This window comes from Pedobacter foliorum, from assembly GCF_013266735.1.
GTDB classification, from domain to species: domain Bacteria; phylum Bacteroidota; class Bacteroidia; order Sphingobacteriales; family Sphingobacteriaceae; genus Pedobacter; species Pedobacter foliorum.
Genome location: NZ_JABSNU010000002.1, coordinates 619,752 through 633,586, shown reverse-complemented (window position 1 = coordinate 633,586; position 13,835 = coordinate 619,752). Strand labels below are relative to the sequence as shown.

General features: G+C 38.5%; 7 protein-coding genes. All 7 read right to left on the bottom strand.

All coding sequences use genetic code 11. From position 1 onward, the window contains the following. Nucleotides 1-24: 24 nt before the first annotated feature. The 7 genes from HQN83_RS06490 to HQN83_RS06460 all read right to left on the bottom strand — a co-directional run bounded on the left by HQN83_RS06490 (nucleotide 25) and on the right by HQN83_RS06460 (nucleotide 13,735). On the bottom strand, nucleotides 25-3,444 hold the full coding sequence (locus HQN83_RS06490; protein ID WP_173089515.1) for a SusC/RagA family TonB-linked outer membrane protein: 3,420 nt from the start codon (nucleotides 3,442-3,444) through the stop codon (nucleotides 25-27). A 99-nt stretch (nucleotides 3,445-3,543) separates the two neighbouring features. Then, on the bottom strand, nucleotides 3,544-4,674 hold the full coding sequence (locus tag HQN83_RS06485; RefSeq protein WP_173089514.1) for a FecR family protein: 1,131 nt from the start codon (nucleotides 4,672-4,674) through the stop codon (nucleotides 3,544-3,546). 84 nt (nucleotides 4,675-4,758) lie between these two features. Further along, complete coding sequence (locus HQN83_RS06480) at nucleotides 4,759-5,346, bottom strand: RNA polymerase sigma factor (protein ID WP_173089513.1); 588 nt, start codon at nucleotides 5,344-5,346, stop codon at nucleotides 4,759-4,761. 187 nt (nucleotides 5,347-5,533) lie between these two features. Next, nucleotides 5,534-5,830 (bottom strand): PAAR domain-containing protein, encoded by a 297-nt coding sequence (locus HQN83_RS06475; RefSeq protein ID WP_217277343.1) that lies wholly within the window; start codon nucleotides 5,828-5,830, stop codon nucleotides 5,534-5,536. 12 nt (nucleotides 5,831-5,842) lie between these two features. Then, on the bottom strand, nucleotides 5,843-6,973 hold the full coding sequence (locus HQN83_RS06470) for a hypothetical protein (protein ID WP_173089511.1): 1,131 nt from the start codon (nucleotides 6,971-6,973) through the stop codon (nucleotides 5,843-5,845). A gap of 14 nt (nucleotides 6,974-6,987) precedes the next feature. Next, nucleotides 6,988-8,373: an amidohydrolase family protein gene (locus HQN83_RS06465; protein WP_173089510.1), complete on the bottom strand. Its 1,386-nt coding sequence runs from the start codon at nucleotides 8,371-8,373 to the stop codon at nucleotides 6,988-6,990. A 112-nt stretch (nucleotides 8,374-8,485) separates the two neighbouring features. Next, the gene (locus tag HQN83_RS06460) at nucleotides 8,486-13,735 is read right to left on the bottom strand and encodes a carboxypeptidase-like regulatory domain-containing protein (protein ID WP_173089509.1); all 5,250 of its coding nucleotides are present in this window, start codon (nucleotides 13,733-13,735) and stop codon (nucleotides 8,486-8,488) included. Between the last annotated feature and the right edge of the window lie 100 nt (nucleotides 13,736-13,835).

The following is a 13,835-nucleotide window of genomic DNA, read 5'->3' as shown; positions in this document are numbered from 1 at the left end:
TTTCTTGTGGTTTAAATTTGTCCTTTATAAATCTGCTTTGACCCCAAAAGCAATTGTTCTTACTTGAGGTATGCCAGTTGGATAGTCGGGATCTAGATTATAGGAATTCGCTCGCCAAAGAATACCAACATTATGAGCATACGCAAATAAATTTAAATTTTTGAAAGGAAGGCCAGATCTTACAGGAAAGGTATATACCAAACGAATATCTTTCAATCGGATATTATCTGCTTTTTCAACTAATGCTTCAGAATAAAGATACAAGTTAGTCCTCTCGATATTGACCGGATACGTCAATGCTGGAACTAAAGTATGATTTTCATCTCCAGGCTTTTGCCATCTTTTTTCATAATCAGACTGCAAGTAAAGCCCCTCATAAAGCGCGGCATTATTTAATGAGTTTCTTCTAAAATAATAACCCATATTATAGGAAATATTAAAAGATAAACTAAAATTTTTATATTCTAGAGTATTTAATAAACTGCCGAAATTTGTAGGGCTTGCAGAGCCATTATAAATCAATTCATCTCGATTAGTAGAATTATAAATCCCGCTGTAATCTGTACTCACTGCTCCATTTAGGTAACCTTGTGCATCTCCAGTCTTATTTAATCCGGCATATTTATAGCTAAAAATAGCCAGGTAGGGATAGCCCTGTAAAGGATTAGTATAATTAGATGAAACTACATTGCTGTTTGTTCCATTCGAGACTTTATAATCGGTTACTTTACTGATTGTATAGTTATACAGATATGTTGTAGACCATTTCACTATTCCTTGGAGATTAATGTGGTTTAATTGAATATCTATGCCTTTGGTCAATGTGTTTGCGGAGTTACCCTTATATATTGTTACACCGGTTTGTGGGGAAATAGGGCTTTTCCCAATAAGATCTAATCCTTTTTTCTGCCACAAGTCTATACTTCCATTAAATCTATTGTTCTCTGATGAAAAATCCACTCCAATGTTTGTATTTCTTATCTTCTCCCATCTGAAAGATGGATTGGGGGGATTTGTAATCGTGGAATATGGTGAATTATAAGGATTGGTAAATATACTGGTTTCAGTTGTTAAATACGCCGAAAGGCTATTATCTACATTTCCTGTATATCCATAAGTTGCCCTTAATTTCAAGGAAGGCAACCAATTTACATGATAAAAACTTTCTTTATTAAGTATCCAGGAAAAACCCGTACTCCATAAGGGTACCCCTTTTTGATTAGTGTTCATTCCAAATAAATTCGATTCATCCTTTCTCGCGCTAAAAGAAATTATATATTTTTCTGCGTATGTATAAGCCGCATTAAAATAATAGGAAAAAAAACGGTCAACAGAACCACTAGTTATTTTATTCAGCTTTAACCTTTCCGAATTAGGCCCATAAAAATAAGGATAATCAATTGCAAGATTAATTTCCGAATTTCGGTTGCTACCCGTTACTTTATTATATCCGTAGAATACATTTCGAGCAGCATCTACTTTTAGCTCCCTTACTTCCGTTCCAGCAACCACATTTACCGCATGTTTTCCCCATGCTTTCTCTTCACTAAGTTGAAATCTCCCATTATGGGATTCATTATAAGAAATTTGGTTAGAATTGATATCGCCCATTGGAATAGGGTATTTCACTGCTCCTGTAGCGGGATCAATTTGAGTAATTCTATTGATCAAATTCCGAGTGTAAAAAGATTCTAACTCATGAATTACATCCGTTTTAGATTTACCCTTTTCATAGTTGTACAATACAGATGCTCTTAAACCATTCAAAATTTTATAAGTTAGAGAAAGATTGATCCGGTAATCATTTAGATTTGTCTCTTCAGTATTATACCTGTTATTGAGTTCGTCCAAAGGCTTATATAACCAATTGAGTAGTTTCCCATCACCGGCTGTTTGAGCATAAGATAACCTTAATGTATTAGCTACAGCTAATGGATTGCCATTTATATCTGCAACTTGGTCATAAGGATTATTGAAATAATAAGATGGACCGGCCTTATCATTACTCTTTGTGAAAAATATAGCACTGGATAATTCTAACTTATTCTTGAAAAAATAATAGGTATTGTTAACATTTAGATTGATCCTGTTAAAGCTATTCCCAACTCTATTTTCCAAATTACGATCATAGCCAGCGGAAACATAATATCTTTGATTACGACCCCCTCCACCAATATTTACCTGGTACTGCTGATTAATACTAGGCCGATAAAAATATTTTGATAACTGATCCCGGATATCATAGTTTCTTAAGGCATTTAATTTAGACTGATAATTCGGGTCAGATGGGTTTCGAAAAATTTCTACAGCTGGAGGAAGAGCAGAATAACCGTCATTAATTACAATATTATAGGCACCTTTATCATATAAGAACTTCTGAACATCAATAAATTCAGAAGAACTGAGTTGCGGTGAATAATAGAGATCAGGTTTATTGCTAACTGATACACTGGCATTAAATCCAATTCTTGGGGCAGTATTCAAAGCCCCTTTTTTGGTAGTAATCACAATTACTCCATTTCCTGAGCGGGTACCCCATGCAGACGCTGCGGCAGCATCTTTAAGTATCGTGATACTCTCCACATCGTTGGGATTGATATTGTTTAAATCCCCATCATATGGAAAATTGTCTAACACAATTAATGGTTCCGCGTTGCCAAATAAAGTAGAACGACCATGGATCTCAATAGCACTTTGTCCAATTTTCCGAGCTTCAGGAGAGGCAAATATTAACCCACTACTTATACCATCTAACCTATTCAGTATCGTTGTTGTAACAGACCGGTCTACTGAAGCTTTATCTATTTGAACAAAAGATCCGGTTGCTCTTTCTTTTGGTAAACTTTGATAACCATTAGATACGATCTCCACTTCTTTCAGCTCACCACTGATCATTGTTAGTTTGAGGTTCTTCAGGTCTTCATTTGCTTTGATTACTTTTGGTTGATGACCAAGACATGAAATGATTAAAACGGCATCCGGCTGAATGCTTTCTAATTTAAATTCACCATTACTATCCGTATAAGTATATTTCTTACGATCTTTAACACTTACCATTGCTCCGCTAAGCGGGAGGTTATCTTCACCTTTAACGCTACCTCTTACTTCAATGGAGCTGAAAAGCTTTACCACCTTTTCTGCAAAAGACAGCTCCTTTACGGTCACGATGATTGTTTTATCGCTGATGGTATAGGTAAGTCCCTGTCCGTTTAGAGCTGTTGTCATTACTTCCTCTAAAGAAGCATTTGTGAAATCGGCATTAATAGTAACTTCTGCATCAAGTTTACCTTCATTCCAGATCACGTTAAAGTTCGTTTGTTTCTTAATCTCCTTGAAGAGGCGGATGAGGCTTACCTCCTTCTTTACAAAGGTTAGATTTTGAGCAAAAATGGATGAACTGATCAATAATAAACCAGCAAATATGATAGAGGTAAGTAATCGCATTTATACTAATAGTCTCAATTAATACACCTTTTCTGTGCATTAATTTTTTGATGCAAATTACATTATTTTGATGAATCTCTAGTCGGGAAACTAAATTTTCTATAAAACGGTGATTGTTTTTCCTTCTACCCTGAATTTTACATCACCGGTTAACTCTAGCATGTGAAGTATCTGTGAGATTTTTCCATATTTGGATATGGTACCGCCAAAAATCTGTTTACCGGCTTCTTTATTTTGATAAACAACATCCACGTTGTACCATCTTGATATTTTCTTCATGATATTTTGAAGAGGTTCGTTTCTAAAAGAAAATTCTCCTTCTTTCCAGGCAATAACATCATTGGGATCCACAACATTCACTTTAATCGCCGTTCCTGAATTCACAGCCTGCTGTCCGGGTTTAAGGGTAATCTGGTTAACCAGAACACTACCTTCAAGCAGCGTTGTATTTGTAAACTGGTCATCAGAATAGGTACTGATATTAAACCGTGTTCCAAATACTTTTACAGTTTGTGTTTTACTTTGTACTAAAAATGGACGTAATTTATCTTTAGCAACTTCAAAGTAGGCTTCGCCGCTCAGCTCTATTCTACGCTCTTTAAGCCAACCAAAAGAAATCGGATATGTTAGAGATGAAGCAGCGTTTAGCCATACTTTCGTGCCGTCCGGCAACGAGAGCTTATATTGTCCGCCACGTGGCGTTTGAATCGTATTTGAAATTCCAGAATATGAGCTTTTGCCCCCGTTCTGTAACGGGGGCGGCTCATTTCGAGAGGTATAAATAATTTCTCCTTCTTCGGTTTTTGTAATTTGAGTGGTAGATTGTAGGGCCAGCAAACCATTTTTAGCATTTAACAAATTGATCTTTTTACCATCGCTCAAAATGAGTACGGCAGTATTCTTTCCTGGATCAATGTCATTTGCATATGTTTTATACGAAGAGTCTTTGGTGAAGAAATAAATAAAAACACCCAGGATGATAATGATCGATGCTGCTGAAACTGCTACCCGTAATGGCCAGCGTATCATTCTGGCCGTTTCCGGCTGAGTAGCTTTAAGAATAGGCTGCCACATCTGATCATCGATAGTCTCCAGATCAATCTGTGACAAACCGGACTGCTCATCCTCACGGAATTTGTGCAGCCAGTAACGCACTTTTTCAAGTTCCTGATCGGAGCATGCCCCGGCCTGAAATCTCTCCAATAAGTCCTTTACTTGTTCATCGTTCATAATCTACCCTATGCGTTTTTTAAGATAATCATAACAAAGACACGTCAGAATTAGTAATCGGGTACATGAAGAGAAAAAAAATATTTATTTCAACATCCCTGTTAAAAAAGCATATATAAAAAGTAACAGTCCAAGTTTTCCCCGAAGTGTTTTCAATGCTCTTTTGATTTGAGTAGCTACTGTATGTTCGGAGATATTTAAGCGTTCTGCTATTTCTTTGTTACTTAAATATTCCTGACGTCTCAATTGAAATATTTCGCGCATTTTTTCTGGCAGGTTGTTGATCTCTTTTTCAATTAATGATTTAAGATCTTTTTCCCTAATGCGATAGTCCGTTTGTGCAGATGCATTGTCTGTAACTTCTTTGAATGATGAGACATATTCCTTTGTGATGGCCACATGCCGAAAAACATTCAGTATACGGTTTAAAACAGCCTTGTAAAGGTAGCCGGAAAGTGTAGTCTGAATATTTAAATTACTCCTGGAATTCCATAAATGGACATATATCTCCTGGATAATATCTTTGGCACTTTCCTTGTCCTGAAGCTTTTTATAGGCATAAATGTAAAGCAAGCTACTGTACCGTTTATAAATCTCAGTAAATGAATGATGATCCCCTTCCTTCAGGAGGTCTACAAGCTGAGCGTCTGAAAGTGTTCTACATTCAGTCATTTATAAGGTTTCCTTTCAACAATGGTCTTTTAGAGCTCCTTTAATGAAAAAAGAAGGCGGCGCTGCCTAAATTAATGGACAGTCGCCGCCTCTTAAATTAACGCTCTCACCTCAAGATTATAAAAAATATTCTAAACTATCAAGGGTAAAATCACAATAACCTTAGGGTCAGTGTTTTTCAATATTACTACCCTCCAATCAAAACCGTCGGAAATCCTAAAACAACCGTACCACCATGTGCGGTAGGATCACCCATTCTTACTGCGGGTTTCCCGCAAATCAACACGGTTTCAGAGCCTTTTATCACTGAATCCGGAGGACCTACACAAATAGCCATATCTCCCACTACAGAAGCCGGTAAACCACCGATCAAAACTGTAGGGGCTCCAGGCCCAACCAAAGGCCCACCTACATGTGGAATCGGTGGTTCACCGGGGGTAACCATTGAACATACGTGCATATCTGTTATTCTAGCAGCCATCATTCCCATAATCTGTTAATTAATCATTACAATAGCTCCTTTAACTTTGGTCTGAGCAGAAGAGCTTATTTCAGCAGTTCTTACTCCTTCAGCCACAAAGCTAACTTGAGCTTTATTATACACGTTCAACCCTGAAACAACTGCATCCATCTTAGCCGCCAGTTCTATTTTCCCATCGGCGTTCAACCTAATATCCCCACGTGCTTTAAGGTTAACATCTTTGTAACTCTCCATACTAATTCCATTAGAATCCATACAAATCACATTTGCATTGTGATCAGCAATTACGATCTTTTTATTTTCGTCATCCAAAACGAAAGAGTTCCCTCCTGGAGTTTCCAACTTGATTGCTCTTTTTGTATCATCAAAAATAATTTTAAGTCCCCATTTACTAACAATCGACTTGACATAATTGTCATCGTCTTTTGCCAGGTACGGAGGAGTTTTTGAAAAGCCCACAGTTGTTTTCCAAATACCATCTTCAATATGATGGCTTACCGAAGAAACAAAGGCCTTCCCACTATATCGGGAGCCAACACCTTCCAGTAAGACAAATTCCCCGGGATGGACTGCCCCATTTCCCTGAAAACTGACACTCCCTTTCAAATCCGGTTGGTCTATTTTCACCAAGGAAGCGTCTGGATTGACCTCAATTTCTGACTTTTCCGTGGCTGCTTCGGTAAACATATTACTCTCCACATTAAAACTCTGGATACTCTCGCCAAAAGCAAGCCGTAACACTGGTTCAGCACTCAACTCTAGCATAGTTACATCTATATGATTAAAAGTCATTCCAATCGCCTCTTGTTTACAACTCACCATCAGCCTAAAACCACCGTTACCGCTAACCTCAATACTTTCTTTAACAATTACACCATTAAATACAGATACTTTATCTTCTCCACTGTAACCCGCAAGAATTTCAATCTTATTTCCAGATACAAAACTATCACTGTCACTAATCGGAAAAACCCCGGGCTCCATCGCTCCGCCAGCAAAGATTAGTTCAGCGTATGCGATGTGATTTACCTCGTGATGAGTCTCTACAGAGATTAGTGAATAATAATCCGGGATAATAGTATCTGATACTTTTACCTCCAAACAAAGTGTAAGGCCTACAACGTCGACCGGCGATTTAATTGCCATATAATTTATAAATGTTAGATTGTTAATTTTTTGAATACCTCTCCATCTTTAATAACTGTTTTCTTCTTGCTGAAATTATTATAATCGATAAATGGGTCTTCATCCCAGATTAAAAGGTTGGCTTGTTTACCACTTTCCACTGTTCCCACTTGATCACTAATTTTCATTGCTTTTGCACCATTTATTGTGGCAATTTTAAAAGCTTCAGCAGCTGAAAATCCGTATTTACAAAGTAAGATTAGCTCAGAAATATTTATCTTTCCACCATTCGGTCCATCCGAGCCTAAGCGAATTTCAATACCTTTGTCATGCATTATCTTTATACATTCCATTAATATTCCAAAATTCTCCAAACATCTTTTAGTTTGAGCTGCTGTGAGTAAAGTATCATTGGGCTTTGAATAATAAGTGGGCTGAAACTGTTCATAAACCCTGTGTATAGTGGTGCTGAAAGTCACTTTGTTTTGGACCAATTTATTGATAAAACTTTCCAATTCCGGAAGTTTACATTCATAAATATAACGAAACTGTTCCAGATAGCATTCCAAGTATCTTGCTTCCGTATTTAATTCTCCAAAACGCTCCTTAAATTGGTCTGCTAATAAATTTTTGTCCTTATCTGATGTAATTATAGCATTCGGAATAGTGACTACATGTTCATAATTGATTAATCCAATATCTAACGTTTGATTGATTGTTAGATAGTCAGAACTAAAATCACCAATATGACCATAGATTCCCATGCCAAGACTATCTGCTGTTTTGTAAGCTGATATAAATTCAGGACTTTGCAAGCGATAGTATAATTTAATTCTCTTAATCCCCTTATTATAGTACTCCTTTACTTTTTGTTTTGCAGCCTCAGCTGTTTCTACTGTAGTGTGCCCAATATAAGGCACACGTTTCTCTTTTGAAATCAGTGCACCTCCTGCTATAAATAAGTCAACATAATCTGCTTGGGGATATTTTTGCCATTTTAAAAGTGGATCCAGCCAATTTTCAGGTTGCCCCATCGTTAATACAGTGGTAGTTCCAAAGGGTAGGTATTCATCAGAAAGCTTTTTACGTAAAATTTTCAAAGAATCCTTAGCCAAAAAAGCCGGTGCTTTTTTATAATCTCCAAAAACATCCGTTGGATGAATATGGGTATCAATAAAACCAGGTGTCACTAACTTTCCCTGAGCATTGATTACTTTTCTAGCTTTATATTTAGCTGATCCTTCGGAGATTACTGCTTCAATTTTACCTTTCCATATCAGAATCGTTCTATTAGCCGCTATATTACCAGTTTTTACATCTAAAACTTTAGCATGACTTATGATCAGATCATAAGTTTTTTGTTGCCCAAAAAGAGAAATAAAAAGAAACGACAGGCTTAATGTTAATATAGTTTTCTTCATAGATGATAGTAAAAATAAATAATAGTTTTGCTTTCTCTAACATGATTTGTTAGAATACATAAGAGTATCAGCAAACAATTAGTTTAATCTATGATGAAAGGCAATTCAACACCTATTCTTCTTTCACAATTACCCCTTTCCTACCGCTTCCAAATGCACCTTTCATGTCACTTCCCTCTAAACTGATGGTATATCGGCCTAAAACGTCTGAAGTATAAAATGAAACTTTAGCTCTGCCCTCCGAATCCGTTAAAACATTTGGTTCCCAAAAGATCGTAGACCTATTGTCGCTTTGCGAATCTTTTGAGCTAACCGGAGTGGTGTACATTGGACTATAAAATTGCTGAGGATGCATGATGGGTAGTGGTTGGTAATAGGCTACATCATTTTTCATAGATCTATACCAACCTCTTCCATTCATAGTAGTGATTTCGATTTTTGCAAATTCATATTCTCTATAGCCCACTGCCCCATATACAGTCCCAACTGTATATTTTCTACTATAGATGACCTCCACCCCAATGATGTTAGCCAATTGGTACTCAGCCAATGCATCTTTGAATCCTTCAATCGACCCTGCAGGCTCGGCTGTAAGCTCTAGCGCTCGACCATCTATATTAATATCCTTACCAATAACAACCACATACTTCCCTACTCTTATGGCCGGATCACCCTTCAAATTTTCGTAGTCATAGATTAACTTGAAACCTGGTAGTTTCTGTTTTAAGAGCTGATAGAGATTTGTCGTACCTGATTCCTTGATGTCAATCGCGTCAAAAGCTAAATCGGATTTACCCTCTCCATAAGGATTCTGAGAACCTTTAATTATTTTAGTTGCTTTGATACTAACTTCAGCTAATTGCACCCCATCGCCCACAAAATCTTTGTCACCCGTTCTCAGTTGGAGCCGATTGCTATAGTTTTTAATCTGCGTACTATCACTGTTAACATACCAAGGCATTACTACATCAGCTATCCCTGCCGGAATCTTTGGTGCCCTAAAACGATCAACAGTAATTTCCCCCATTCTCATCGTCTTACCCTTTGCAGTTCTTGCCTGAATAAAGAACGATCCGGTATCTACTGGAGGCAAATCACTAAAGACGTATCGTCCTGTAGAGTCTGTTGTTGCGGTATTAATGAAATAAGGCTTTCGTGAAGAGATCATTACCGGAGCATTAACCACAGGCTTACCAGTCAGATTTTTAACCAAGCCGGTAATCCTGTAACCATCCTCAGCAGCAAACGGAATCTTTTTGGGAAAATTGAACACGTTTTTCCAGTCGTAATCAGTCCAACCTTGAGTAAGCATCAAATTGTCCACATGAGCAGTAACAGATGCGGTTTTCCCGAGGTAATAAGCAGGAGATTCAATATTTCCCCTTAGGCCAGAATTCATTAGAAAGGATACCGCAATACCAAGGTTCCCAGAGCTATCCGGTAACACCTGGCTATCATCAGTAACAGCAAGAGAGAAATTCCCCTTAACGGGAAACCCAGCTTTATCTTTCACCAAAATATCAAGCTCTACGGGTGCGCGTTTGGTATACGAAGTTTTAGCCGGAACAAGACTAACCTCCAGTTCTTGATGATGGTTGATAAAAACAACACGTTCATTAATTGGCTGAGTACCCTTTAACAATGTAAATCGAGACACCCCCGTTGGGAAAGTAGTTTTTGGTATATTCAATGTCTGCTCCTTCGGACTCAATTGCTCAGACAAATAGACTTTACCACGTGTAGTTCCTATCAGATAATAAGTACTATCAGTAGTAAGTGCTTTAGGCGTTGCGGTTATTTTTAAGGTTACAAAATCACTTTCCTGTAAGTTCTGCACCGTCATAACCACCCCTTCTTTACTCACTTTTGGCATAGGGTAATCTTTAGTTGATCCTGATGGCTTTGTAATTTTAGCAGTGTAAGTCTCCCCGGTTAAGGGCATAAATTCAAATGATCCCATACCATTGTGAACGGAGGAAAAACTGCCAACCACCTTACCTTCTCTATCTACAATGCTTCCCTCAACAGATGTACCCTTACCATTTTCAGCAAGCGCCTTAAAACCTACCACAGATTTTAAACCGGCAACCAACTTACCTCCTTCTGGCATAAATTGGAGATCTATCTTTTGCGTACGCGCTATAGTAAGTGGAACCTGTAGTACCTGGCTTTTATCTGCCGGATGAAGGCTCCTTATTTCCACCCTGATGTTTTTACCGTTGACCCTTTTGGATAATACTTTACTAAACTGGAGTCGGCCATCTGAGCCTGTTTGAAGTTTTTCTTTATATAAATAATTATCCATGTCATACAAGTAAACCTCTACATCACGTAGCGCCACAGGACTTCTATCCAATCTAAACAGGTTCATATCTACCTTTAACTCATCACTTTTTTCAGTACTATCCAGCACAGCCGATGACTTAACCAGCCAACGGTTTGCCTGCGGTAGCCCAAGGTAAAATCGTTGGTTAAAGAAATGTCCTTCTCCAAAGTTTTGCATCCAGTTGGTGTACGCACGCAGCGTATAACTACCTTCCCTAAAAATCTTGGACGGTAGCGGAATTTGTGCCATAGCAACTCCATTCTTAATTGGCACACTAATTCTTCGTATCACTTCAGCACTATCATTGTTGAGCTCAACCAACAATACTCCACTAACTTTAGTGGCCGACAGATTGGATCCACTCATTACGTATCCTTTAAACCAAAGGGTATCACCAATGCTATAAGATGTTTTGTCGATATGAAGGTACACCCTTTCCATAGGTAATTTAATGTTTAAACTCTCTAATCCCCGAGTTGCTGCATTGGCTTCAATTTTCGCAAATTCCGTCTGCAATGGCTGATCACCCGCCTCTACCTTGTACCTAAAAACCTGCCTCCCCAATTCACCTTCTGCATTTATTCCCTCCACAACTACTTTATAACTACCGGGGCCATCAGCATTGAAATAATTTAAGGTAGCCTTACCTGTAGAATAGGTTTTTACATTTGCGTTCCAGTAAATTGTGGAACGGAGATCGGGAACCACATTTGCCGCACCCGGTGAGGCGTATTTAGGATTATAAAAGTCCCTCACTTTATTAAAACCTTTTGGAGTTATATTGACGATATTCGGTTGGTAGGTTTTTCTGAAATACCCATTCTTAGTGACAATCAATAATGACGGTCCGCCTAACATACTTAACAATGCCAAATTGGTACGCGAAACCTCAATCTTTCCAATATCTGAAGGATCAATCTGATTGTTGTCGAAGATATCACTAATCTCTTGTGCATCCTGTTTCCTACCGTCCAGATATACGTTCATAGGAATATTTCTGGAAAAAGGATAGTTTCGCACCACACCAGACGGGCGGAATACAACACCGTGAAGCATGCCTTGCAAACAAATGCCCAAAGTAGCGCAGCCTTCGGGTTTTGTTAATACAAAGGTTTGATCACTGTGACCATCTGGAACCTGGAACATTCCCTGTGGCGTGTACTGCTGGCTAGCCCTCTTCCTGGCAGAAATAATTACTTCTTTTAATCGCTGAACCCTGCTCAATCCCCCCATTTTATTCACCAGAGCGTCTTGTTTCTTTACATGCTCTACATAAGCTTTCATCGAGTATAGGAAAGACAATGAATCTGAACTTTTGAACTTGCGTTTACTCAAACCCATTTTAGAGGCAGTGTCAATGATCAGTTCCAGTTTATTTCCATTTTTTGCTGTCATGGCCTGCACGGTAAGTTTAATGCTATCGGTAAGCACCAGGTTATCGAAACTGAACCGGCCTGCCGCATCTGAAATGGTATCTAACATGATCCCTGCTCGCAACGAAAACAACTTTACTTTGGCACCAGCAAAGACTTTATTGCTCAATGTTTTTACCACACCGGAAATTGGCGAACCCAGCTCCTCTGCTTTAAACTTTGGAAGAACTGGATTAGTCCCTGTAATTTCTTTCCAGCTGAACCTTCTATAGCCTTGTGTTAACATTAAACCATCCAGCTCCCTGTTTATCTCCTCTGAATCCTTAGTGAAGTAATAGTTTGGTTTTTCGATATAACCCTTAAGATCAGACGAAAGCAGTATATTAGAGAAGATGGTACTTTCTTCTGCTTCATCTACAGGAACCTTACTTTCATCAGTTACAGAAATGGAGAAACTCCCCGGAACCGGCGCTCCTTTTCCATTTCTAGCCACTAGCTGCAGTTCAACTTTCTCCTTACTTTTATAAGTCGACTTTGGAGAAGCTACCTCTAGCTGCATATGATCCTTATTTTTTATAAAGGCAATGCGCTCATTTAAAGGCTCTCCATTAGGGGCAAACAATGTAAACTGAGCTATTCCCATCGGAAACTCACTTTTCTTCAGCCAAATTGATGTCCTCACAGTGCTGATATTTACACCCAAAGTAAATATTGATTCACCGCCCGACTGTACAATGAGGCTAACGGGAGCTGGATTCTGCTTCAATAAGTTGAGTTGTTTAGCTGAAACATTAATTCGAACCAACACACTATCTCCTTCTGGTTGAAAAACGGCAAGAGCATAACCATCCTCAACTGCCTTCGGCAAGGGTATGGTAGTTTCGTTGCCATCGGGCGTAGTTACTTTTGCCGAATAGCTACGTCCTTCTTCTGGTTTGAAAGTGAAATAACCAATGCCAGCATGCTCGCTTTTAAATTCTATGATATTTGTGTTCTGATCATCCACAACAGTTCCTTTAATGGCTGCCCCATAACCGCTCGGGGCCACAGCTTTAAAGGCAACCTTAGCAGCCACGCCGTTAATTAAATTGCCTCCTTCAGGAAAAAACTGTATGTCGTAAGTTGATGCGTTCTTCTGACCTTTTGAAGCAGATACTTTAGCTGTTTTATTACCTAAAGAATTCCCTTCAGATGCAAGATTCAAATCAGCCGTTGAACTACTAACCATAAACAAATGATCAAAGAAATAATCCTCACCTGCATTTCTCATCCATTGCGTATAGGCACGGATACGGTAATTGCCTTCGTGCCATTCATCCTGAAGGGCGAAATCGCCCAATGTAGTTCCCGCAGAAACCGGTAATTTCAATGTCTTTAAAATGGAATCCTTCTCATTGATAAGATCAACATACAAAGCCCCGCTCATTGCCGACAGCTGATGGTGGCTTCCAACAGTTACGTAAGCCTTAAACCAAATCGTATCTCCAAGCGCATAATATGGCTTATCCATATGCAAATAAACCTTTTCAATAGGGTTTACTTTGCTCCAATTGGACAAAGAGCTGATTATCTTTTCTAAAGGATTTTCATCACGAGGGATGAAAGCAAATAGCGCGACAATTGGGATGACTAAAAAAAAGAGACACGTTCGTTTATATTTCATTCCTTAAGTAAATTGGACTGCTATCTGTAAAGACAACTCAACAAACCCAATTGGGGACAAAGTAGATTTGCATTAGGAATAAAAGATTCTACAATTTTGT